This window comes from Mesorhizobium sp. AR10 (genome assembly GCF_024746795.1).
Taxonomy (GTDB): Bacteria; Pseudomonadota; Alphaproteobacteria; order Rhizobiales; family Rhizobiaceae; genus Mesorhizobium.
The window spans coordinates 16,743-39,852 of the sequence record NZ_CP080523.1 but is presented as its reverse complement, the minus strand read 5'-3'; the positions used below and the strand labels follow the sequence as shown (position 1 = coordinate 39,852).

The following is a 23,110-nucleotide window of genomic DNA, read 5'->3' as shown; positions in this document are numbered from 1 at the left end:
CAGGAATTCCCGATTTATAAGTGGAACACTGCCTCTGGTTAGGCCGCCTCGGGAAGCGGTAGCGGGGTGAAGTAGGCCTCATCTGGCGCTCTGCCGTCAAGGCTGGAATGCGGACGTCGCCGATTGTAGAAATCGAGATATTTTCCGATCGACGCCCGCCCTTCGCGAACGCTGTTATAGGCCTTGAGATAGACCTCCTCATATTTCACCGACCGCCAGAGACGCTCGACGAAGACGTTGTCGCGCCAGGCGCCCTTGCCATCCATGCTGATCCTGATCTCCCGGTCGAGCAGGACCTTGGTGAAGTCATGGCTGGTGAACTGGCTGCCCTGATCGGAGTTGAAGATCTCGGGCTTGCCGTATGTCGCCAGCGCCTCCTCGAGGGCTTCAATGCAAAACGCCGCATCCATGGTGATCGACAGCCGCCAGCTCAGTACCTTGCGCGTGAACCAGTCGACGACAGCAACCAGGTAGCAGAAGCCGCGGGCCATCGGGATATAGGTCAGGTCCGTCGCCCAGACCTGGTTGGGCCGCGTCACCGCCAGCTTGCCCAGCAAATACGGATAGATCTTGTGCCCGTCGCCCGGCTTCGAAGTGCGCGGCTTGCGGTAGAGCGCCTCGATACCCATGCGCTTCATCAAGGTGCGCACATGCAGGCGACCCGTCTCATAGCCTTCGCGCTTCAAAAGCTTCTGCAACATGCGGCTGCCCGCGAACGGGTAATCCAGGTGCAATTCGTCGATGCGCCGCATCAGCTTCAGGTCTGCCGCCGATGTCGGCTTGGGTAGGGAGTAGACGCTGCCGCGGCTGATCCCCAGTTCGGCCGCCTGCTTGGCAATCGGCAGTTCATGTTCCCGGTCGATCATCGTCTTGCGCTCCCCGACCAGCCGGCCTTGCCGAGCGCCGAGCCTAAAAAATCATTGGCCAGCGTCAGCTCTCCGATCTTGGCATGGAGGGCCTTTATGTCCACCGTCGGCTCCGATTTCTCCGCCGCGCCAAACACGTTCGAGGCCCCGTCCAGAAGCTGCTTTCTCCAATCCGTGATCTGGTTCGCATGCACATCATATTGCTGCGCCAGCTCGGCCAGCGTCTTTTCTCCCTTGATCGCCGCAAGCGCAACTTTCGCCTTGAAAGCCGGGCTGTGGTTCCGGCGTGGTCGTCTGCTCATTCGTGATTCTCCTGTTCCGGCACTCATGCCGATCTCAGGCAGAAATTCCACTTATCACCCTGTCCAATTTTGCCGAGCCACCTCTGACCATGTCGTGTTCTGGAAAATGGCGCATTGGCTGGGACACAAGTACCGATCCCGCATCAAGCCCTTGATGCGGAAATGGTGCCGCGTCCCAGAACCGGGCAAGGCGAAAACCTGGCTCGTGTTTGGTCGCAATGAACGCGGTGACCCCGTCGGAAAAGCGTTGAAACGGCTTGTCTCAAGCCCCAAGACGCAATTCCGGTGGCGCAATCCGGAGACGAATCCGTACATCTTCCGGATCGAAGACCGCAGTACTGTCACGTCGCACTACCATGATGTTGCAATGGCCATGGGCCAAGCTTGAACAGAGAGCCGTATGCGCTGAGAGGTGCAAGTACGGTTCGGGGAGAAGAAGCGCATCTGCGCTTCTTACTCCACTCCCGATGGCACGTGGGTTTTGTTATTTGGTCGCCATCGTCGACTGGTTTACGCGCAAGGTTCTGTCCTGGCGGCTCTCCATCACGATGGACACGGCGTTCTGCATTGAAGCACTCGAGGAGGCGCTCGCCCGATATGGCAAGCCGGAAATCTTCAACTCCGACCAGGGCAGCCAGTTCACCAGCATCGAGTTCACCAAGATCCTGCTCGATCAGAAAATCCAGATCAGCATGGATGGTAAGGGCGCCTGGCGCGACAACGTCTTCGTCGAGCGCCTATGGCGAACCGTCAAATACAACGAGGTCTATCTCCATGCCTATGAAAGCGTCAGCCAGGCACGTGCTTCCATCGGTTAATTCCTGACTTTTTATAACCAGAGACGACCTCATTCGAGCCTTGACGACAGAACGCCCGATGAGGCCTACTTCACCCCAATCACGCTTCCCGAAGCGGCTTAAACACAGGTAGGATTCCACTTATCGGGAAATCCTGTTCAAACAAACCGAGCCAGCTCTACCTTCATGCCGAAATCGGCCGCCGTAATATGGATGCCAGCGATAATGAAACTCTACCATCTGCCCGACATGGGCAGAATGACCCTGCGATGGCTCTGGGAAGGCGAAACTGGACCTTCGCCGGTTCCCAGCGCGGCGCCGACCGCGCCGCCGTTATGCTTACCCTCATCACCACGGCACGCCTCAACGACGCCGACCCGAAAGCCTGGCTCGCCGACGTCCTGGCCCGCATTGCCGATCTTCCCGCCTCGCGTCTGCACGAACTTCTGCCCTGGCAATGGAAAAAGCTGCGCGATGCCGACAAACCGGTCGATCAGCAGACCGCCTGACCTTCACGCAACGCCATCATAGAGCCTGCCGCGCGCACGCGCGTGTGCCAATCATGCGGCCTTCGCCGTATGCGTACGTTTGAGAAGGGCGGCGTATCGAGGCGGGTGATGAAACCTGCCAGAACCTCTCAAGGAGAGCGATACGCCATGAACGAGACTATCAACATTATTCGCCTTCGTCAGCCCGACTGGGAGGCCAGATCCCGACCCGACGGCAGCGCATCCTGGGCCATCTTGAAGACCGGATCGGAGCGCAGCCGGTTGGCGTCATTGCCATCCTCATAGCCGGCGGCGATCATCTTCATGCGAAAGCCGATCATGTCCGGCAGGCTGTGGACGACCTGGTCAGGGCAGCGCGGATCATCGATGCAACGCGCCAGACGGTCGGCTACCCGCAGTCGTTTTTCCACCTCGGCCAGCACCCAGAACGCCACAGTTGGAGGACAACATGCCTCCGTCGAAACGGGCGACGACGGACTTGCCGCCCACTGATGACAAACCGCTCAGCGGCAGGGTAAGATCATTCATGGCGGGTGTGGTCTCCGGGAAATGATTCGGATCGGCCTTAGCAACCAAATCCTACGTCATTTCAACGGCTTGCACCACATCCGCCAACCCGCCGTGAATTATTCAGGCTAGTAAGCGCCGCCCAAGGACGCGATGGTTAGCTTTTCCGTGGCACTTGCGGCGGAGCTTGCTGCAACGACCGCCAACGCAGCGACTGCAACGATGCCGCGATTGTAATGGTTCATCATTCCGTATCCTCCCTTTGTATTTGAGTTTGTTAATTGCCGGACCCGTCAAGTGGCACAGCCACTCACATCTCCTCCTCAGTTTCAGCGACCGAAACTTTGGAAAGATCGGCCGGAAGACATACCTTTAGCCCGTTAGCTTTTTCTGATCCCCTTCTCTACAAGACCCATTCTTGGTCTATTTACTCATTTGGCCTATCCCTCAGTTGAATAGAGCATGCGTGGCGTTTGAGTGAGCCGTTGCCCCCCGCTTTCCGTGACCAGCACAGACTCGCTGAATGCGAGCCCGTGAGCGGAAACGTACATGTGGAAGACCATGTTCGGCTGAACAAGCCATTCGGCGGTTGGGTTGAAAGTTCGGGTGAAGTCACTCGCACGTTGAGTGCTCGGCGGGCAGAGCCCCAATGTATACCCCGTAATGTTATTGAAGCTTTCGCGAAGGCCCTGCGCGACTACTGCATCTCTCAAAATAGCATCTACATCGCGCGCTTTGGCACCGGGAAGCATCGCCGCAATCTGACGCTCTTGGAGTTCAGCCAAAGTGCTAGCAACGCGCTTCTGCTCGTCTGTAGGCTCACCCACGACCACTGAGCGCATAAGACGCGCCGTGTGCCAACGGACACGAGGGATTAATTCAATGTGTACGACCGCTCCTCGCTCAAGCGGATGCGAGTGAAGGTGGCCGTGCAGAAAGTCCCAGCCCGTTCCCGAAGTGATTGGGCCGACGTAGGCATCATCGGCACCGAATTCGAGATAGGCAGCAGCCGCCGCTGCAGAGACATCACGCTCGGTGCCGCCGAGCCGAACAGCCTTGACGGCTCGCGCCATCGCTTTGTCCGCAATCTCGGCCGCTCGCTGAAGATAGCTGACTTCAGTGGTCGACTTGACCAGGCGCAACTCCCAGGTCGTCTTTCCGAAATCCACAAAGTCTGTATCGGGCAGCGCCTTGCGAAGCTTGTCAAACCGGGCGAGCGTCATTGAATGGGATTCGAAATCGACCGCAAGCCGGCCGCCGGCCAATCCGCGTTTCCCGATCTCCTGTACCAGAACGTCGACGGGTTCTTCCCAGTCGACGAAACCCAAGATATCCCTGAACCAGCTCTTCTCCCGCGCCGGTGCAACATCAAGCTCGCGCACGAGAAGAAACGGCTCGCCCTCCTTCGGAATGCAGCAGCACCTCCAGAGTGTCTCGGACACGCCGTAACCCGAGAGCCACGTCATCGCTTCGACATCATCCACTACAAGAACATCGACGTTCTGTTTCTCCATTTGCCGTCGGATGCTAGCGAGCCGCGACCGGTATTCTTCAACCGAGAAAGAAAGATCGACATTCGTCATTTAGTAGAAGCTCCTTTGGAACGATCTTGGCGCAACAGCCATGTAATGCCGGGGCGTAGATGCCGTAGAATTCGAGACGATCTTGATTGGGGTGAGGGAAAACAAACCTGAGCCGATCAACCAGCCCTTTCAATCACTTCTTCCGCTGCCATTCCCCATATGAGCTCCCCTGAACCCGACGACGGAAGTCAAGATGACATATTCATAAAGATTTTGCAAACGTTTTATCAACAAAATGTCGACAATCGGGCATCTCGTAGCCCAGAGAGGGACCGACGTGGCCGCACATCCAACCGGACGCCCCGATGTTTCAACGAGTTTAGGGCTTCGACGCTGCTTCAACCGTTTACACGCTGGGCTACTATTCCGGTTGCATGACCAGGCAGTGATCTTGATCGGGTGTTCCTGCCCACTTTCGATTATTAGGCGGCGAAGGAAGGGCGGCAATGCTTCGGCCGAACGCCTTTGCATATGGCACCGTCCCCATCTATCGCGCAAAGCCCATAGATCATGAAATGGAACGACATCGTAAAGTTATCGACAGGCCGGACAGCAATGGCCAGCGAAGTTAGTCTTCAAGCTGCTGCGACATGGGAGATTTCGAGCCAGAATTTCATGGTAGTGCTGCGCAGATCGCGATGGTTGGAAGATGATAGAGCATGGCGGGGAGAGTGAAACAGGTTGCCGATGGGTCGTGGATGGAGACGAACCGCTGAAGCTGGCCCAGTGACTTAACGCTTCATGATCCGTTCTCGTCGTCGCATCGGCTGGTGGGAGTTTTCGACCCGATTGTTTAGCTCCTTGTGCCGGCGATGCTTGACTTCCGGCGTGATCTCTCTACCGGCGAGGGCATAGCATAGGCCGGGCTTGTCGGTGAACATCGACCGCGTAGACGACTATGCGCCCGACAAACAATCTCCCGCACCAAGGCGCTTACAAATCTCGCTATTCGACGACGATCCTACGGTCCTCTGTGCTGAAATCAGCTCGTAGTGTAGCAACAAAATCAACATCACTCGAAGTGACCGACCGCCGATCGACTGGTCATTTCGCGAATGTGGTGCGGAGGCGGCGGCGCATGAGCAACAGCAGGCTAGTCCCCCGCACGAGCAGAAAAATGTGATAGGCGGCCCAGAGCCCGCTGTTGCCGAATATCTGCCCGAGCGCAAACAAAGCTGTGACAAAGGTCACGAAGGACAAGAACATCATGTTGCGTATGTCGCGCGACCAGCTTGCGCCCAGGAAGACGCCGTTCATCTGGAAGGCAAGCACGCCGCTTGGTGCCGTGAAGATCGCCCAAGAAAGATAGGGAACCGCCTCTGTACGCACGTCCGTGGCCTTTGTGATGGTGCCGACAAGCTGTTCGCCGAACGCGAAGAGCAAGACGCTCATAAAGCCTGCAAGCGCGAATCCCCAACCCGCTGTCAGTCTAACGGCACGCAAGAAAGCCGGCCGATCACCGGCGCCGATGGCACGACCGGCGAACTGCTGTGCTGCGGTCGCGAACCCCGAAAGGAAGTACTCAGCGAACAGTAAAAAATGCATCAGCACCGCATTGGCGGCGAGTGTCGCGGTACCTAGCTGCGCGCTCTGCCGCATGAAAAGGATGTATGCCCCCATGAGCGCGAAGGAACGGATCATGATGTCGCCATTGAGGTGAACCATCGACCTTATCGCCGCGACGTTTAACGTATGCTGGGGCGATATTTTTGGCATCGCGGAGAAACGCCCAAAGAGGATGACCATGCCGACGGTCATGGCGGCGACTTCAGCGCAGATCGTTCCCCAAGCAACTCCTGCGATACCCCAGCCGAGATAAACGCCAAGAAAACTTGTTAACGCGATATTCATCCCATTGAGGAGGAGTTGCAGGAAAAGTCCGATACCGACTTCGGCGCGACCTACCAAATAGCCGAGGATTACATAGTTGATAAGCGCTGCAGGCGCCGAGAGAAGGCGGATGCGGATGTAAAGATCCATCGCGGCAGTCAGGGCAGGTTCCGCATTAATGAACCATTCGCTGATTGAGGCAATCAGGGGTGCAAGCAGCGCCAGAGCAAAGCCGGAGATGGCGGCAATGACAAATGCGCGCAAGAAGACCGCCCGCTCTTCCAGGCTATCGCCTCTCCCGAAGGCTTGGGCGACAAGGCTGGACGCAACGGAGCGCACAGTCTCGAAGACCACAAAGATGAAATCGAAAACCATGGCCCCGGCCGCAAGACCGCCAAATAACGCGGCATCGCCAATTCGGCCGATCACGATCGAGTCTACGAGGCCGACCAGCGGCGTCGTGAGGTACGCGACCGTCATGGGAATGGCGATCGCCAGGATCTGTCGATTGGTGACCGGGACTTGCCTATAGCCGCAGATCGGCGCTTTCTGTTCCATGTCGGGTCCTATTGTACGATTGCAACGTCTCAATTGCCCGGCGGTCTGGCCCGGAGCCGCTGGACTCAGTTCAGCAAGCTACGATGCTCAAGGGACACCAGTTTGACTGGTCTGTCAGTGCTTGGCCTAAAATCCCAGGAGGCTTAAGACGATAGCATCCGCCGGAGCTGCAACTTCAAGGAAGCATTGCGCAGGCCCCTCGACATATGAAGCGCCGATTGTGACGATGCTGGGCGTCAGGCCGTTGCCAGTGCCATTCTCCAAGAGAGAGAGACGTTACGCCTCAATCCGGACCCACCAATCGTCGGGCACCTCACCATTCTCGCCGCGTATCGCAGATACGGATCCTTCCATGCGCCCCGGTTCAGCCCCTTGCGACAAATCCATCTCTCTACTGCGTCAACCTTCTACGACAATCACCTCTTACCTGGCGCCATCTGCGCAGGTGCGGCGATGTCAGGGGCCGCAGATTGCTCCTGTTCGCCAACGGCCGGAAATGGTGAGATCGACCAATGGATCAGGTCGACGGCACGCTGAAGTATCGCCTCGGTCTGAGGAAGGCTCGGTGAAACGGCAGTGACATATCCGATCTTGTCTCGCCAATCGCCTTTCCTGACGATCGGCATCTTGGGTTGAGCATAGAACTTGACCTCGGCGACACCCGATATAGCCGCCGCCTGACTGTCGCCATCAATCCAATCGAGGATGCCATCGCGATCAGGAATAAGAGACCGCGCGACCGCAGTGCGCGAATGTCTTTTGCACAAATTCCATTCATCGCCGATGACAAGCTTGATGTGCTCGGTAACGAGATCGACACCGTAAGCCAACTTAACCAGTTGAGGAGTGGGCGTGCCAGCAAGACGTGGATTGACTTCAATGACCACTGGGCCAAGCTTCGTCCATCGGACATCAATGTTCGTTGGACCCCAGCCGAGGCCGAGAGCGCGCAAGCACCTCAGTGAAACATCCGCGATCCGCCTATACTCGTCATCAGTCAGCGTGGCTGGATAGATATACTCGCGACAGACGAAATGAGGTGGGCGGCCGAAGTCAGCGGCAGCGATTCCAAAGACCTCATTTCCCATTACCTCAATGCTGTAGTGGGAGCCTTGTGCGAACTCTTCGACTAATACCTTCGGCGGAGAGTCCGATATGCACTGCCCCCCCAACAGATGGGTCGCATGTTCGGCCAACTCATCGACTGTGCGACACAATCGGACACCGGTACTGCCGGTGCCTACGGCTGGCTTAACAACCACCGGTAGCCTGATGTCGGTGGCAGAGTCTTCTACCTCCGTTGCATTCGCGGCCAGGCGAAAACCGGGTATTGGAACGCCGGCCTCCGTTAGGATCTGATGTTGAACGAACTTGTCGCAGCATCGTTCAATGGATGCGGGGTCCGGTCCCGGTAGATCGAAATGCCGGCAGAGCTTGGCAACCATCGCATAGACCGACTCGCCCAGACTGGCGAAACCAGTAATACCCGCAATGTCATAAGTCGTTCGCAACCGAGAACACTCACGGATCAGTGCATCGAGATTGTCTGTATCGGCACGAATTGCCTCAATGCATTCCGACGCAACATAGCCGTATTGAGTCGGGTCAGCCGACAGAGTGATTGGATGAAGGCCAAGTCGCCGGGCCGCTTGCACATATAGCATACCGTTGCCCGATGTATCGCCTTCAATCAAGATGAGCGCTTTTCTTGCCATTGGTTCCTATCTCCGACTTCTGCGGCGGATCGAGCGTAAATCGGCATCAGTTTTTCAACCGGGCCTACTCAGCCGCCGCGTGAACGTAGCATCGTCGGGGATTGGCGGATGCAAAGTATCTGTAAATTGATTTGTAGGTTTTGTTGCAACGGCTGGAACCGCGAGGTCGTGGTAACGGGCGTTGGTGCATGGGTCCGGACTTGAGCGGCTGTCGATCTTTGAAGCGGCAGGCTATGCCGTGGCCGCCTTGCGGCGGGCGGATTTCGGGCGTGCGCAGGCAAGCATGCGGTTGAGGACGGCGCAGCCGATGGCGACTTCGGTCTGCTGAACGGGAAGCGACCGTGCCCGCAAACGCCGCCCAATGGTGGACTTGTATCGCCCTATGGCGGTCTCGACCAGCGAGCGTTTGCCATAACCGTTGGAGACCTGCCATTTCATCCGGCCGTCTCTGCCGATTGCGGCGATATGCTGGTCCCTTTGGCCGGCAGGTCTATCGTCGAATGGTTCGACCGCGTTGGCACGAGGCGGAATGACGATTGCGGCGGCAGCGCTATGATCGATGACTGCGTCGTAAGTCGGTTTTCCGTCATAGGCGCCGTCAGCAGTAAGCTGTCCGATCGGACCGCCAATCTGGTCGAGTAGTGGCTCAACTTGAGAGACATCGCCAGTGTCCTGATCAGTCAGGGTATGGGCAATGATCTCGCCGCTGTCGGCATCCAGTGCCAGATGCAGCTTGCGCCAACTGCGACGGGATCTGGCGCCGTGCTTCTCCTCCAGCCACTGACCCGCGCCGTAGACCTGCAGGCCGGTGCTGTCGACAAGAACATGCACTGGTCCCTCCGGCGGAACCTGGCGATCATGCCGTTTGTTGGGCGATTGCCATGTCCGCGCCCGACGGCTCAGGGTAGTATGATCGGGGACAGCGAGCGCCAGCCCCATCAGTTGCAGCACCGATCCCAGCAAGCCTTCTGCCTGGCGCAGCCGCAGGCCAAACACAAGGCCCAGCGTCAAGGTGGTCTCGATCGCCAGATCAGAATAGCGGTGCTGGCCGCCACGTGTCTTGCGTCTTGGCGCTTGCCACCTGGACAGGGCTTCCGGCGTCACCCACAGGGTCAAACTGCCGCGATGACGAAGTCCTGCCTCATATTCTGGCCAGTTCGTCACCCTGAACTTCATCTTCTCAATATGATGGCGGCGGCTGGTATTGTGTTTGAAAGGCATGGCTACGCTACAAAGGCTATTGCGGTTACCGCTTGCCTAAACCCACACCAATAAACGATCCGTGCACCAACGCCTTTTCCATTCCGATGTCAGAGACGATCAAGCCGATTTCCTCTAGACGTCCATCCACGCCTTTGAGCCGAGAGCCGGCGGCTTGGACGGTGCAGAGATATTCAACCGCTTTCCGGCTTATGATCTCGCCTGGGACTATGATGGCCGCCCCAGGCGGATAGGCGCCGATCTGCTGGGCTGAGATGCGTCCGATCGCATGATCAAGTGGCACGGGTCGTTTGGGCCCGAACATCGCAGCATGCAGAGGTAGCAGTTGTTTTGCTGGCTCATCCGGCGGGGCGAAATCCGGGACCGACCCTCTACGCGGGGTTGTCAGGAGGACTTCTTCCATCGCATCGACAGTGTACCGCCAAGTCTCCAAGTGCTCAGGACCGAACAGAAAGAGGACTGAGGTCAGGGTCGCCATCTCAGCATCGACATCGAAGCGACTTCCAAGTGCAGAGAGAATATCGTAGCCACTGAGCCCGGTACCACGAGTTGACAGAAGAACGTGGCACGGATCATCAATATAGTGTTGACCGAGATCCGTCGCTCGGATCCGGCCAATCCCCGGCAGCCGTGCCATCGCGGTCCCAAACGCTTCCGCGGTCTCCACCATAGCGCGACCACATTCCTGACCCTGGTTGCTTGCCCAAAAATTGAGCGAAACCTCCAGCGGCAGCAGCGCGTAGTATGCAGGACTTGTAGAGGCAAGGCCCATGTCGGAGACGGCGTCGTATGCAGCCATCAAGTTCCGGTTCTGGAACAGAGTGAGCGAGACCTGCGACAGGCCGCAACCCTTTTTGTGCGGGCTGATGATGGTGGCATCTGCAAGGCCTGCCGCGGACGGCGGGAAGCCGCATTTATGCAGAAGACCATGAAAAAAGCCCCAAGCCGCGTCGACGATCAAAAGCACCCCTCGGGCATCGGAAATCCGTCGAAGGGAGTCGAAATCTGCAGCCAGCGAGCCGTCGTAAATTGGCGACGTTATGATGACCGCGTCCGTGTCGGGATTGGCCTCCAAGCCAATGGCCACGTCCTGATGTGACAGTGGTGCTTGGACGCCAATCGTCACGTCGAACCGTCGTTGGAGCCATGCTACTTCGGAGCCAGCTATGGCATGTCCACCGATTACGCTGACATGCGCGGATCTGTCGATAAGAACCTTCGCAGGGCGACCAAGAAGGTGGCGAAGAGCAAGGGCACTTGTGACGTTTGATCCGGAGCTTCCTGCGATGCCTATACGCGCAAATGGGGCACCATAGAGGGAGGCTGCGAAGGCAGCGAGATCCGCACAGGGCCCCGTACCCCTCCCCTGTGCGTTGTCGAGTGAAGGGCAGGATGCCGAAAAATCGAGCGCCTCAAAGATGCTCGCAATACCCCCTGCGACGTCGCGAAGGTTCGGTTGCTGTAGGCGATCTGTTTCCAAGCGGCTCGGGCCGATCATACCCAAAGTGACACAAAGCGGCCGAACCGCTTCGGCCAAGTGACGGAATTCTGCAAACTCTGAAGACATCGTCAGTACCTCCCGCCGAACGTGTGACCGGAGCGCAACGGCGTGCACCACTTCCTTCTCGGGATGCCTTGCAGCAACGCTGCGGACAACGGAAAAGCAAATCCGGCTGGGTACGCCTCGACATTGGCACTGGATTGATCCCTATTGCTGGAGGTGGCCTTAGGCACGCTCAGCAATGGAAAGATCGCTCGGTTTACGGCAAGATTTGACATGATAGGCCTTCCTTCGGTTCCAGACCTCGTAAGGCAAGCCGCTAAAGCTTGACGGCCCGGAAATCTGCCCCGGTTACAAAGTATCCAAAGATCTCGTTTGCGTTTTCACGCATCACCGGCAACGCGTGGAAGTTCGGCTACAACGCCGGCGCGTCCTCGGCGGGCGCGGGCGCTGCGGCACGCGCGGTATCTGCAGGACATAAGTATCGAATGCTGCGAGATGTGCTTCGTTCGCCGCCAAGGCTTCAAGCGCGCGGCTTCCGCGCCGGGCCGCGATCAGTTCCACAAGGCACTCCACCGCTGCGAATGCGGGAGTCATGGTGTGAAAAAACGTAGGCATTTCGGTCCGAACGCGGATCACAATTTCGGAAAGTTTAGCGATCGGAGATAGCTCGCTGTCGGTCAAAGCGACTAGCTTCGCACCGCGCGAAACCGCGAACTCGGCGACCTGCATTGTGTAGCGAGTGTACGGGCTAACAGTAACTGCTAGCAAGACATCTCGCGGACCGACAAACCGGAGCGGATCATTGGCCGTCCCGCCTATTCCGTCGAGCAATATCGTGGGCGAGCCGAGCAATGACCCGACATAGTGCATCAGCTGGGCTGCAGGAAAACTTGAGCGGAGGCCGATACAAAAAATGTGTCGTGATTCCACCATGAGATCGGCGGCGGCTGCCAGCGCCGCAATCGCGGAGGGCTGCGCGAAGTCGCTTAGATAGCCCCGCAAGGCTTTGATCGTATCGCCGATGAGGACGCCATCCCCCTCGGCCTCTCGTCGTGCCATTGATTCTTCTGCACGTCCCGCGAAGCTTTTCGGCCGTTCCCTGATGCTGTCGGCGAATATCTCCTTCAATTTGTTGAAACCATCGAAGCCGAGGCGCTTTGCGAGGCGCGTTAGTGTCGCCGGAGGCACTCCTGCTCGGCGCGCCTGCTCCCTCATTGACAGCAGTGCGACCTCCGTGGGGTGGTCGAGCAACCAACGTGCGGCGACCTTCATTTGTCGCGGGAACAGCTCGTAGCTGTCCTTGATGGCACTTGCGACGGGCAAATCCATGCCGATATTTCCTAGTCGACCCGATAAATGCTGAGAACCAGTAAATCGGCCGTTTCTTCACGAACAATGATAAGCGCAACCTCTTCGTCGAGGGACGCGTGACAGCACACGATGCCTCGACGGCGCGGGCTGGATCGCTCCTGCAGGCGCTGCGCCGCTGCCAAGAGGTAACTCGATTGGGATCGCACAGCCGGTCATACGGTCGGTAACCAGCATGTGCCACGGCCTTGTCGCAGGCGCCTTGACATTCTGTTGCCGGGTCCGGCCGACTGTACACCAGCGCGGACGAGATCGGTGGCGACTTCAAGTAACAAGCTCTCCATGTCGTGCTGCGGCCCATAAATGACCGCCAGCGCATTAACGTTGAGAAACTGGTCCATCATCACTGAACTCCGTTGAGCACCGCTGACGTTCCTCCGTGACAAAATCATTAAAGCAAGTGGCATGCCGGATTGGCTCACCGTCCGCACTGCACCACTTTCCGCACCGGCGGACCGGCCCAGGCGACCCTTTGGTCGGGGTTCCGACATTCTTGTCCAGTTTCGGACACAGGAAGGGTTGCGGCAACAACTCCTGCGTCTAAGGATGCAGTGAATTCGCGTAGTGGTCTTTCTTGTGCGCCTGCTCAACGATTTTCCCAAATTACATTGCCGCCACTCTGTCTCAATCTGGCGGATGACGCAGAGATCGTGAGCGACGACGCTATGGCGGAAAAATCCGGTCGCGATTCGACGCGTGTTCGGCCTTGGGGCTGCCGTTTCCGAAATACCGCGTGTGAGCGACATTGAGGATGTGATTGACCAAGCTCGAGAAGCTGTGTCCGGCGGTCGTCGCGGCTAGGACATAAGAGTCCCGCATATCGAGCGACGGCATGGAGTTGGTTTCTAGGACAAAGGGCTGGCCGGAGCGATCGATCCGGAAGTCGACCCGGGCATAGTCCCGGCAGTGGCAGGCACGGAAGGTCGCAACCGAAATATCCCGCAGCATCGTCGCAAGCCTGCTCCCGATTTGCGCCGGGCAAATCTTCTGCGGCGCCGCGACCGCCATATGCATCTTGTCTTCCCAAGTCATAAGACGCGTTTCGCGGTTTCCGAAGTCCTGCTCCACCAGAGGCAACACCTCGAGCTCTCCGTTTCCAAGCAGCGCAACGGAGATTTCCCGCCCCTCAATGTATTCTTCCACGAGCGCATCCTGCGAATACTGCGTGACGATCACTTCCACGGCCTGCCTCAACCGAGCGGGCTCATGTACGAACTGCAATCCGCGGCTGGCGGATTCGTTACGCGGCTTCACCACCACCGGGAATCGCAGGTCGCCGGTACTCTCGGTGCCGCGATGCATCACGCGAAAGTTCGGCGTCGGCACGCCCTGATCGCGGATGAGCCGCTTGGTGATGACCTTGTCATGCGCCAGCCCATGCCCGAGCGGGCTCGATCCGGTGTATGGGACACCGGCCATCTCGAGCATGGCCGGGACGTGGGTGTAATGGTACTCGCCCTGAATTCCGTATCCCATGTTGAAGACCATTCCCGAGGGGCGGGCTTGCGGATCGGGTGGCATGAACCGCTCGAGCGTAGTGAGCAGTCCTTTATCGCCTTCACACACTAGCGTCTCGTGGCCGCCCTCTTGCAATGCCGCCACCACCCTTTCGACTGTCCCGTGGTCGTTGTCCTGCCCACGAGACTGACCGAACCTGTTGATCACGCCCGTATGATCATGGTTCCACACGATAGCTACCCGCATGAGCTACTCCTTGGATGTTTGCTCGCTGTCACGTTCATTTGCTCGGATTTGGTTGCTCGATGGGAACAGCTCGTATGGACCCTGCACCCCCACCGGTACGGCCGGCCAACCGGCGAGCGGGTTTGCTCCTGTAGCATTTCCAGCCCGGCTCCAGTGGCGAGCGGGAAAGCCGTACCACCGCCTCATCGTGCCGCATGGAAGCGGCGAAGCTTTTATGCTCCATTCGCTCTGGGTCGGGAATCAGCATTGCGCGCCTTTTCGATCTCATCCTTCGGGCAAATCGTCCAACCAGCAGGCGCCCTCAAGGTGCGGCCGGGAAAAGATCCTTCCGATCTTTTCTGGTATCTTATTTTGATGATATCGCATATACATGCGACCATCGGCTCCGAGGTCAAGGATCTCGATCTTTCCTGTGTAATGGGACATGATGTATTTGAATGTCTTTTGGATGCCGCTGAGACGTTGGTTGATGCCGTGCGCAATCTCTAGTCCGCGGCGCAGTGAAACCTGAAAATGCGATGCGCCTTTCACCGGCCTGCCTTGAAAGAGATAATAGGGGCGGACACCCATTTGGTGACACTTGGCAAAGGTCGCCGCCAAGATCTTGGAATCATCATTGACTTTCGCGAGAAGCACGGACTGGTTGAGGAACTGTACGCCCCGTGCGCGCAAGGAGCGAATGTTGCGCTCTGCGTCGACCGAGATTTCACCGATGTGGTCGAAATGTGTGACGATCAATGCGGCTTTACCCGCTTCATGGATACGTTGGAACAAAGCCGGCAAAGCGGGATCCTCGAACCGCTTAGGCTGATAGGCGACCATTTTTGTGCCGAATCGAATTGAATCTAAGTGTGGGATCGGCAGCAGATGATCGAGAATTTTGTCGAGCTTGGCCGTGCTGAGCACGAACGGGTCTCCCCCGGATAGCAGCACGTTCGTCATCTCAGGATGGCTGCCAATATATTGCGCACTCTGGGCGAAGTCAGGTGCGATTTCATCGGAGTCCTTGCCGACAATGCGTTTGCGAAAGCAAAAACGGCAATATGAAGCGCAACGGTCCGTTACCAGCAACAACCCGGTCTGGGCGTACTTGTGCTGAAGTCCGGGCACGACGGTGTTGTCGTGCTCGCCGCTCGTATCCAGATTGCCGGGACTCTCGAACTCCTCGAATGAGGGCTCCACAATGTACTTAAGCTGGTCGTAGTAACCACTGTTGGTGATGTGTTTACGATAGAATTTTGTGACATGATAACGCGTGATGCTGTTGGCTTGTAGCTTGTCCTCGGTAACGACGCGGGTCCCCTCGATGAAATTCATGACCGCAGTTTGGAGCCCCGAGTCCGAGTTGGGGGGTGATGATTGAGGCGGGCAAAAGCCATCCGCCGCCGCGGTCGCCCGCACGTTCCGCTCGCCATAGCTAAGGCCTTGGTCCTCGTAGGCGACCGCGATCGCCTCCGGATCCCGCTCCACCCGCGCCTCAAACAGCTCGTCAATGCAGCGGTCCTGCGGATAGGCCGCTTTTGTCGAGTTGCACTCCGCCAGAAGAAGATGACGTTCCTCCGCCATCAGGAGAGGCGCCGACCAGGCCCGCTGCCCGGGGTCAGCCGCCATCTGGCTCAGCGCCTGCTGCAAATACCCAACAAACCCCTCGACCGTGCTCCGCTCAAATAGCGACGTCGCGTAGGTCAGCCTCCCACGAATCGTATTGCCGACCTCAGCAAGGTCAAGCGCAAGATCATATTGCGCGACACGGTCGCCAATGCCGACGTACTCAAATTCGAGCCCCCGCAGCTCCGACGGCTCCGCCGCGTTACTTTGCCATGCAAAGATAGCCTGAAAGATCACGGTATTCGCCAGGTTGCGGGGCGGATTGACGAGTTCCACTACTCGCTCAAACGGCAGCTCCTTGTACGCCAGCGCGCCAAGCGCTACGGCATTCACCCGTTCCAGCAACGTTTCCATCGTCGGATCGCCCGACAAATCGATCCGCAGCGCTAGGGTGTTGGCGAAGAAGCCGATCAGCCCCGCGATCTCGGGGCGCGTGCGATTGGTGCTCGGCGTGCCGATGACCAGCTCGTCCTGACCCGACAACCGCGCCAACACAAGTGCCCAGCCCGCCAGCAGAGTCACGAACAGCGTCGTCCCATGATGCCGGCTCAGCGCCTTAAGCTGCGTAGTCAGCGGCTCGTGCAACGCGAACTCGACGCAGTTGCCGATGTAATCCTGTTGTGCCGGACGCGGCCGGTCCGTCGGTAGCTTCAGCAGCGTTGGCGCGCCCGCCAGCATCTGGAGCCAGTACTCCGACTGACGTTCCAACACCTCGCCCGCCAGCCAACGGCGCTGCCAAAGGGCGTAGTCCGCATACTGCACCGGCAACGGCGTCAGCCGATCTGCGCGGCCCTCCCGGGCCGCGGCGTAGAGCTCGCTGAGTTCGCGTGTCAGGATCGTCCGCGACCAGTCGTCCGAGACCATGTGGTGCATGGTGATCAGAAGCGCATGATCGTCCACCGCCAAGCGCACAAGCCGTCCGCGGATCAGCGGCCCGGCTTCCAAGTCGAACGCCGCCTGCGCTCCATGGCGCATCAGATCGACGACGGTCGCCCCCACATCCGCTGCCGCCGTCAGATCGTCTCGTTTCAGCGGCAGGCCGACGTCCGCCGGCCCGATCCGCTGGAACGGCTCGCCGTCCTCCACCCCGAAGGAGGTGCGCAGCACCTCATGACGTACCACCAACCCGTCCAAGGCCGATTGCAGGGCCGCCTCGTCCAGCTCGCCGCGAAGCCGAAGCCCCATCTGGATGTGACAGGCTTCTCTGCCGCCCGCCAGACGCGAAGGGAACCAAAGCCGCTGCTGGGAGAATGACAGCGGCACCCGCGACGGACGCGGCAAAGCTTCAATCGGCGGGATCGCACTCAACGGTGCAACGTCCATTGCATTGATTTGAACCTTCGAGCAAGTTTCATGTGGACCCCTGGGCCGGAGATGCGAGACCGCTATGGTCGCAGCGGATCCTTCACCGTGTCCCATGCAATCGGCGTGCCACCGAAGAGGTTGTGCGAGCAAGAGGGGCAAAATCATGTGTTTCCCGCCGCAACGGCGGAATACTTGCGCCTCAGCATGTCAGCTTCCGAACACAGACCTCTTCAACAGGACACAGCTCAACACGACAACCGGACGATGAGTGACGTTTCTCGTGCCAAACTCGAACGTCTGCTCGACGATGGTATTCCCTTTGGCAATCTCATTAACTACGCGCTCGGCATCGGAGCATCAGCTAGGCTTCGTGGACAAAGCTTGACGCTAGACTCGGTCGCTGATTCAAGGCTGTCTTTTGGAGGTAGCGTTGGGCGAGCGGATTGGGGTATCGGACGAGGAATGGGGTGTCGACGACGGTCGAAAACCGCTGACAGGGCGTAACCGGGGCAGATTTCTTTAGCGGCTTGCATTATTTGCTGACGCGGCTGTTGAAGAAGCAAGGCGTCGCGCCGAAGCGCATGACCACCGACAAGCTGCGCTCCTATGGAGCAGCAGGCGACAGGTGATGCCGACGTCGAGCATCGATCCCACAAAGGCCTTAACAATCGCGCCGAGAATGCACATGTGCCGCTGCGAAAACGGGAGCGGATGATGCAAGGCTTCCGATCACTAGGAGCACTGCAACGCTTCGCTTCGATCTTCTCGACTCTGCGCAATCTCTTCGTCCCGCCCCGCTCAAAACGCTCCGCTCTCGCTACACATATTCACCGCCTGCAGGCCATGGCGGAATGGAAAGCCGTGGCCGTGGTCAGCTGACATCAGCGACCGCAGGTCTCAACGCGTTCGTATGCAGACAACGTGACATCGCTCGCCAGCCTCACCCGAAGCGCAGCCTTGACAGCTGCTGCCCTCCTGCTCGGTCCGGCATTGCACCAGCCCGTCATCCACATACCGACACCATGGGAGGTCGGGATGTGTCCGTTTCATCCACAGATGAAACGCATAGTGCAGAAAAAGATTTGAACGAATCGGCGAAACTACACCCCCTTGCGGAGTTGCGCCCCCGTGAGCTATCAGCGATTGGCCCGACTCGGGTAGGTGTTACCGTCAGGAGAGCCCTCGCGAATCGCGAACGCCTTCGTTCCATCATCGTTGATCCAACCATCGTAGAACATGCGGTCGCGGACAGAATTGTCCCGGTGGAACGTCAGCACTCGCGGTTTGATCTCTACCATGTGATGCTCCTCGATGTATGTGGAGGAGCAAACGATTATCTCATCCCCGACCTGGCAGGTGCGAGCAGCGGCTCCGTTCAGCACACAGCAACGAGAACCCCGCTCGCCGTAAATGACGTACGTGCTAATTCGCGCACCTGAAGCTTTATTCCAGATCTCAACGAATTCCATTGGAAGAATACCCGCCTCGTCGCAATGATCTGGATCCAGAGTTATTGAACCGTGGTAGTTCAAATTCGCATCGGTTACAGTGATACAATGAAGCTTGGCGGCAATGAATTTTCTCATCTCCAGGTTTCCTCTTTCGGTTATGGATCACTACGCCGACGCACGACTGCAGTGTCTCAGTCCTAGCGACGGGAATCGATCGATGTGCTGCGATAGGTCGAAGAGCGGCTCTCACAAGGGATCGTTAATCACGACGGAGATCGCGGTCATCACACGCAAGCAGAAGGAGACGCTCAGGCGCAGGTCGGCCCGTTATTAGGCGGAGGCATTGCCGGTCTGCCGATGCCCTCCTCCCGTAGAATAAGATCCAACGCAGACCTGACATGTTCCTTTCCTTCGATTGATTGCGGTGTCAGCCACGACATGAATGCCAGTCGACAGCTTCCGCCGCCTCGCAACCAATGCCGCAAACCTCATGCCAATTAGGCAGGTCGGCCAGAGACAAAATTTTGTGGTAGCACTTCAGTTATTTAGCCTGAGACCAAACAAGAGATTGGTTCAGCAACCTTGTGTCCCGGACCCGACAAAGTGACAGTCCGGCTTTGCGCAAGGCGCTGGAAAAGGCCGGCTGTTCGCTCTTGTCAGGCGACATGCACAATTGCCCTCCTATTGCCCTCACCGCGGAATGTTACCGAGCGCGAGGGGGCCAGCTCTTCATCCAACCGCCATCGAGGATGATCAGCCCAGCCATTTCCATGCGCCAGGCCTTCACAAGCCGTTGCTCCATTCTCAGGTTCTTTTCCTTGGTAAGCGCGTAGGCATCCCCACGTAGCGTGCAGGCGGTAGATCGCTCATTTTCAGCATGAATCATGCGGAGAATCCTCACATGGGAACATCTGTGTCAAGTTAGTTAGAACATATAGTCGTCCTCAATGTATCGGTTCCAGGTTCCAAGCCCGACTGTGTGACACGGCTCGTTTTGCCGAGCCTCATCCACCTCACATACGGTCGCCGTTTTATTTCGGCTGCACCAACATCCCGCTTCCGGCGGGCAGGGCTCAGGTCGACAAAACCATTCTATGAGACGGCATTTCGCCAAAGATTCTCTCGGTCGTCGGCCTGGAACCACCAGGGTTCATGAGACCTTGGTGGTATCTTAAAGGGGGAGAGTGAAAGCGTTATGCCGCCTTTATGACGGCGCCGTCGATGATGACCCCAGAGTTGACATACTTCCAAAGCGCGACCAACAGCTTGCGCGCCAGCGCGACGATGGTTAGAGGTGGCTCGGTTTGTTTGGACAGGAATTCCCGATTTATAAGTGGAACACTGCCTCTGGTTAGGCCGCCTCGGGAAGCGGTAGCGGGGTGAAGTAGGCCTCATCTGGCGCTCTGCCGTCAAGGCTGGAATGCGGACGTCGCCGATTGTAGAAATCGAGATATTTTCCGATCGACGCCCGCCCTTCGCGAACGCTGTTATAGGCCTTGAGATAGACCTCCTCATATTTCACCGACCGCCAGAGACGCTCGACGAAGACGTTGTCGCGCCAGGCGCCCTTGCCATCCATGCTGATCCTGATCTCCCGGTCGAGCAGGACCTTGGTGAAGTCATGGCTGGTGAACTGGCTGCCCTGATCGGAGTTGAAGATCTCGGGCTTGCCGTATGTCGCCAGCGCCTCCTCGAGGGCTTCAATGCAAAACGCCGCATCCATGGTGATCGACAGCCGCCAGCTCAGTACCTTGCGCGTGAACCAGTCGACGACAGCAACCAGGTAGCAGAAGCCGCGGGCCATCGGGATATAGGTCAGGTCCGTCGCCCAGACCTGGTTGGGCCGCGTCACCGCCAGCTTGCCCAGCAAATACGGATAGATCTTGTGCCCGTCGCCCGGCTTCGAAGTGCGCGGCTTGCGGTAGAGCGCCTCGATACCCATGCGCTTCATCAAGGTGCGCACATGCAGGCGACCCGTCTCATAGCCTTCGCGCTTCAAAAGCTTCTGCAACATGCGGCTGCCCGCGAACGGGTAATCCAGGTGCAATTCGTCGATGCGCCGCATCAGCTTCAGGTCTGCCGCCGATGTCGGCTTGGGTAGGGAGTAGACGCTGCCGCGGCTGATCCCCAGTTCGGCCGCCTGCTTGGCAATCGGCAGTTCATGTTCCCGGTCGATCATCGTCTTGCGCTCCCCGACCAGCCGGCCTTGCCGAGCGCCGAGCCTAAAAAATCATTGGCCAGCGTCAGCTCTCCGATCTTGGCATGGAGGGCCTTTATGTCCACCGTCGGCTCCGATTTCTCCGCCGCGCCAAACACGTTCGAGGCCCCGTCCAGAAGCTGCTTTCTCCAATCCGTGATCTGGTTCGCATGCACATCATATTGCTGCGCCAGCTCGGCCAGCGTCTTTTCTCCCTTGATCGCCGCAAGCGCAACTTTCGCCTTGAAAGCCGGGCTGTGGTTCCGGCGTGGTCGTCTGCTCATTCGTGATTCTCCTGTTCCGGCACTCATGCCGATCTCAGGCAGAAATTCCACTTATCACCCTGTCCAATTTTGCCGAGCCACCTCTGTTGTCTTCTTCATGCGACCACCATTATGTTCAACACGCCCCCTGAACCATTGCGCCAATGCCGAATCCGGCTGATGCCGCAACCACAGCCAGGCTAGCTGGATCAAAGTCGTGCGCAGTCTCGGATTGCCTGCTTTCGACACGCCCTGTTCGCGGTTAATCGAGCCGCTTTGCCAAGGCGTCGGTGCCAATCCTGCATAGGCCGCGACCTGGCGGCGGTTGTCGAAAGGCCGGAACAGACCTTCCGACCATAGGATGTTCGCAAACTCCGCGCCGACGCCTTTGATCCCAAGTAACATCGTGACCGGCGACGGTTTGGTCTTGTCTGCGCTTTGCTCTGCGATAAGTGCGTCACGCTCAACCTCGACCATCTTGATTTGCTCCATAACCAGCTCCAACCGGTCCAGCTCACGGGCAATCTGGGCTTTCATATGTTGTGCCAACATATGACCGTCACCTGTTTGCAGTTCCTTGAGGCGCTGGCGTCGATCTTTCTGAAGGGGCTCGTATTCGCTGATACCCTGCGAGAAAAGAAGCCCCTTTATCCGATTGACGTGACCGACACGTTCCACCATCAGCGCTTTCCGCTCCCGGCCGATCCGCCGCCGGTCTTCCTCTTCATGGGAAATGGCCCGCACCATCGCACATACGCGCGGTTCCTTCCTCTTGAAGGCCAGCAGAACACGCAGCAGCGCCTCGCCATCGACACGATCAGTCTTCACGCGCCGCCGGCGGCGCGGCGTAGCGATTGAAGCCGCATCAACGATGTGACTTTCGATGCCTTCTTTCTCGAGCGATCGGTGGACCCAAAAACCATCGAGACCAGCTTCCTGGATCGTAATGATGGGATACGTCTGCCCGGTTCTGGCTCGGCTTCTTTCCTGCAGCTTCGAGAACAACTCAATTAGACCGACAATATTACCAGCTGCCACCGAGTGCCTCGACATCTTTTCGCCATTCCCCGGTGACAGCGACGTGATGAGCCATGTCGAACGGGACAGTTCCAAAGACAGAAATATTGCGGCAAGATTGGTTTGGACGGCGGTCGTCGGGATATCGGTCTTAAGCATCGCAGTCTCCTCAGATTAGGTGGTTGGCAGGACGACCACTCATTCTGCAAAAACGGCGGCCGTCATCCAGCCCATGGGATCTATGAGCGACAGTATGAGCCATCATCGAACATTCGAGATTTTGACGGCGGAGCCTGTGCCGTCCCGACGCAAGCCGCGCCATCGGTCGGACGAAGAGAAGGCACGGCTTGTCGCCGAAGCGTTCTCGCCAGGGGGTAATGTGTCGGCGGTTGCGCGTTCCGAGGGGCTGGACCCCTCGCAGCTCTATGCGTGGCGCCGCAAGGCGCTTTCGTCGGGCATGGTTGCGCCACTGACGGAGGGAGCGAGCAAGCCGGCGAAGTTCACGTGCTTTGAAGCGGTGGGCAGCGACACGGTGGAAATCGTCATTGGCGACGCAGTGGTGCGCGCCGGCGGCGATGTCGATCCCGATCGCCTGGCGAGGATCATCCGCGCGGTTCGTAAGGCATGATCGCTTCCGGTGTGGTGGTTTACGTGTCGTGCCAGCCGGTCGACTTCCGCAAGGGCGCGGCATCTTTGATGGCGCTGGTCAGGGATGGCGGCCTGGACCCATTCTCGGGGGCACTTCACGTATTCCGTTCGAAGCGCTACCGGGTCTTGCCCTTCCCGACGACGTTGATGCGCTGAA

Annotated in this window: 13 protein-coding genes and 8 pseudogenes; 6 read left to right on the top strand and 15 right to left on the bottom strand. The window is 58.2% G+C overall.

Going from position 1 to position 23,110, the window contains the following annotated elements:
• Positions 1-38: 38 nt before the first annotated feature.
• Positions 39-1,168, bottom strand: a protein-coding gene (locus LHFGNBLO_RS00200; protein WP_258599977.1) for an IS3 family transposase whose coding sequence is annotated in 2 segments (ribosomal slippage) — positions 39-910 and positions 910-1,168 — 1,131 coding nt in all. Because the reading frame shifts where the segments join, the coding sequence is not laid out codon by codon here.
• An 85-nt stretch (positions 1,169-1,253) separates the two neighbouring features.
• Here LHFGNBLO_RS00200 and LHFGNBLO_RS00195 point away from each other — a divergent pair.
• From LHFGNBLO_RS00195 to LHFGNBLO_RS00185, 3 pseudogenes are all read left to right on the top strand, one after another.
• Positions 1,254-1,556, top strand: a pseudogene (locus LHFGNBLO_RS00195) (group II intron reverse transcriptase/maturase); the annotation flags it as partial.
• Between the two features lie 64 nt (positions 1,557-1,620).
• Positions 1,621-2,088, top strand: a pseudogene (locus LHFGNBLO_RS00190) (transposase); the annotation flags it as partial.
• A gap of 146 nt (positions 2,089-2,234) precedes the next feature.
• A pseudogene (locus tag LHFGNBLO_RS00185) lies at positions 2,235-2,474 on the top strand (transposase domain-containing protein); the annotation flags it as partial.
• Between the two features lie 185 nt (positions 2,475-2,659).
• Here the strand turns inward: LHFGNBLO_RS00185 and LHFGNBLO_RS00180 are convergent.
• The 10 genes and pseudogenes from LHFGNBLO_RS00180 to LHFGNBLO_RS33400 form a co-directional block, all read right to left on the bottom strand.
• Positions 2,660-3,002 (bottom strand): annotated as a pseudogene (locus tag LHFGNBLO_RS00180) (transposase); the annotation flags it as partial.
• Positions 3,003-3,421: 419 nt separating this feature from the next.
• The gene (locus LHFGNBLO_RS00175) at positions 3,422-4,564 is read right to left on the bottom strand and encodes a M24 family metallopeptidase (protein WP_258600173.1); all 1,143 of its coding nucleotides are present in this window, start codon (positions 4,562-4,564) and stop codon (positions 3,422-3,424) included.
• Positions 4,565-5,608: 1,044 nt separating this feature from the next.
• Positions 5,609-6,952, bottom strand: coding sequence for an MATE family efflux transporter (locus tag LHFGNBLO_RS00165; RefSeq protein WP_258600172.1), 1,344 nt, complete (start codon positions 6,950-6,952; stop codon positions 5,609-5,611).
• A gap of 416 nt (positions 6,953-7,368) precedes the next feature.
• Positions 7,369-8,667 carry an ATP-grasp domain-containing protein gene (locus LHFGNBLO_RS00160; RefSeq protein ID WP_258600171.1) on the bottom strand — a complete coding sequence of 433 codons (1,299 nt, stop codon included), beginning with the start codon at positions 8,665-8,667 and terminating at the stop codon, positions 7,369-7,371.
• 231 nt (positions 8,668-8,898) lie between these two features.
• Positions 8,899-9,888, bottom strand: coding sequence for an IS5 family transposase (locus LHFGNBLO_RS00155; RefSeq protein WP_258600170.1), 990 nt, complete (start codon positions 9,886-9,888; stop codon positions 8,899-8,901).
• 25 nt (positions 9,889-9,913) lie between these two features.
• Positions 9,914-11,455 carry a hypothetical protein gene (locus tag LHFGNBLO_RS00150; RefSeq protein WP_258600169.1) on the bottom strand — a complete coding sequence of 514 codons (1,542 nt, stop codon included), beginning with the start codon at positions 11,453-11,455 and terminating at the stop codon, positions 9,914-9,916.
• Between the two features lie 324 nt (positions 11,456-11,779).
• Positions 11,780-12,721 carry a MurR/RpiR family transcriptional regulator gene (locus LHFGNBLO_RS00145; RefSeq protein WP_258600168.1) on the bottom strand — a complete coding sequence of 314 codons (942 nt, stop codon included), beginning with the start codon at positions 12,719-12,721 and terminating at the stop codon, positions 11,780-11,782.
• A gap of 702 nt (positions 12,722-13,423) precedes the next feature.
• Positions 13,424-14,464, bottom strand: a complete 1,041-nt coding sequence (locus LHFGNBLO_RS00140; protein ID WP_258600167.1) for an ATP-grasp domain-containing protein — start codon at positions 14,462-14,464, stop codon at positions 13,424-13,426.
• 264 nt (positions 14,465-14,728) lie between these two features.
• On the bottom strand, positions 14,729-15,781 hold the full coding sequence (locus LHFGNBLO_RS33405) for a lysine 2,3-aminomutase (RefSeq protein ID WP_319944167.1): 1,053 nt from the start codon (positions 15,779-15,781) through the stop codon (positions 14,729-14,731).
• Positions 15,782-16,018: 237 nt separating this feature from the next.
• Positions 16,019-17,395 (bottom strand): annotated as a pseudogene (locus LHFGNBLO_RS33400) (condensation domain-containing protein); the annotation flags it as partial.
• A gap of 518 nt (positions 17,396-17,913) precedes the next feature.
• Here LHFGNBLO_RS33400 and LHFGNBLO_RS00130 point away from each other — a divergent pair.
• Positions 17,914-18,256 (top strand): annotated as a pseudogene (locus tag LHFGNBLO_RS00130) (DDE-type integrase/transposase/recombinase); the annotation flags it as partial.
• A gap of 93 nt (positions 18,257-18,349) precedes the next feature.
• Here the strand turns inward: LHFGNBLO_RS00130 and LHFGNBLO_RS00125 are convergent.
• From LHFGNBLO_RS00125 to LHFGNBLO_RS00110, 4 genes and pseudogenes are all read right to left on the bottom strand, one after another.
• A pseudogene (locus tag LHFGNBLO_RS00125) lies at positions 18,350-18,499 on the bottom strand (reverse transcriptase domain-containing protein); the annotation flags it as partial.
• Between the two features lie 14 nt (positions 18,500-18,513).
• Positions 18,514-18,963 (bottom strand): aspartate 1-decarboxylase, encoded by a 450-nt coding sequence (gene panD / locus LHFGNBLO_RS00120; protein ID WP_258600165.1) that lies wholly within the window; start codon positions 18,961-18,963, stop codon positions 18,514-18,516.
• 1,216 nt (positions 18,964-20,179) lie between these two features.
• A protein-coding gene (locus tag LHFGNBLO_RS00115) for an IS3 family transposase (RefSeq protein ID WP_258599977.1) occupies positions 20,180-21,309 on the bottom strand; the annotation gives its coding sequence in 2 pieces (ribosomal slippage) (positions 20,180-21,051 and positions 21,051-21,309; 1,131 coding nt in all).
• Positions 21,310-21,384: 75 nt separating this feature from the next.
• Positions 21,385-22,464: pseudogene (locus LHFGNBLO_RS00110) on the bottom strand (IS110 family transposase); the annotation flags it as partial.
• A gap of 94 nt (positions 22,465-22,558) precedes the next feature.
• Here LHFGNBLO_RS00110 and LHFGNBLO_RS00105 point away from each other — a divergent pair.
• Complete coding sequence (locus LHFGNBLO_RS00105) at positions 22,559-22,933, top strand: transposase (protein WP_258600164.1); 375 nt, start codon at positions 22,559-22,561, stop codon at positions 22,931-22,933.
• Positions 22,930-23,109, top strand: a complete 180-nt coding sequence (gene tnpB, locus LHFGNBLO_RS33535) for an IS66 family insertion sequence element accessory protein TnpB (protein ID WP_413774621.1) — start codon at positions 22,930-22,932, stop codon at positions 23,107-23,109. Before LHFGNBLO_RS00105 ends, tnpB begins: the two co-directional genes overlap by 4 nt.
• Position 23,110 lies beyond the last annotated feature (1 nt).

Excerpts from the sequence above, each read along its gene's own strand:
- LHFGNBLO_RS00165 (WP_258600172.1), bottom strand. The coding sequence starts at position 6,952 with ATGGAACAGAAAGCGCCGATCTGCGGCTATAGGCAAGTCCCGGTCACC.
- tnpB (WP_413774621.1), top strand. The coding sequence starts at position 22,930 with ATGATCGCTTCCGGTGTGGTGGTTTACGTGTCGTGCCAGCCGGTCGAC.
- panD (WP_258600165.1), bottom strand. The coding sequence starts at position 18,963 with ATGAGAAAATTCATTGCCGCCAAGCTTCATTGTATCACTGTAACCGAT.
- LHFGNBLO_RS00155 (WP_258600170.1), bottom strand. The coding sequence starts at position 9,888 with ATGCCTTTCAAACACAATACCAGCCGCCGCCATCATATTGAGAAGATG.
- LHFGNBLO_RS00160 (WP_258600171.1), bottom strand. The coding sequence starts at position 8,667 with ATGGCAAGAAAAGCGCTCATCTTGATTGAAGGCGATACATCGGGCAAC.
- LHFGNBLO_RS33405 (WP_319944167.1), bottom strand. The coding sequence starts at position 15,781 with ATGAATTTCATCGAGGGGACCCGCGTCGTTACCGAGGACAAGCTACAA.
- LHFGNBLO_RS00105 (WP_258600164.1), top strand. The coding sequence starts at position 22,559 with ATGAGCCATCATCGAACATTCGAGATTTTGACGGCGGAGCCTGTGCCG.
- LHFGNBLO_RS00145 (WP_258600168.1), bottom strand. The coding sequence starts at position 12,721 with ATGGATTTGCCCGTCGCAAGTGCCATCAAGGACAGCTACGAGCTGTTC.
- LHFGNBLO_RS00140 (WP_258600167.1), bottom strand. The coding sequence starts at position 14,464 with ATGCGGGTAGCTATCGTGTGGAACCATGATCATACGGGCGTGATCAAC.
- LHFGNBLO_RS00150 (WP_258600169.1), bottom strand. The coding sequence starts at position 11,455 with ATGTCTTCAGAGTTTGCAGAATTCCGTCACTTGGCCGAAGCGGTTCGG.
- LHFGNBLO_RS00175 (WP_258600173.1), bottom strand. The coding sequence starts at position 4,564 with ATGACGAATGTCGATCTTTCTTTCTCGGTTGAAGAATACCGGTCGCGG.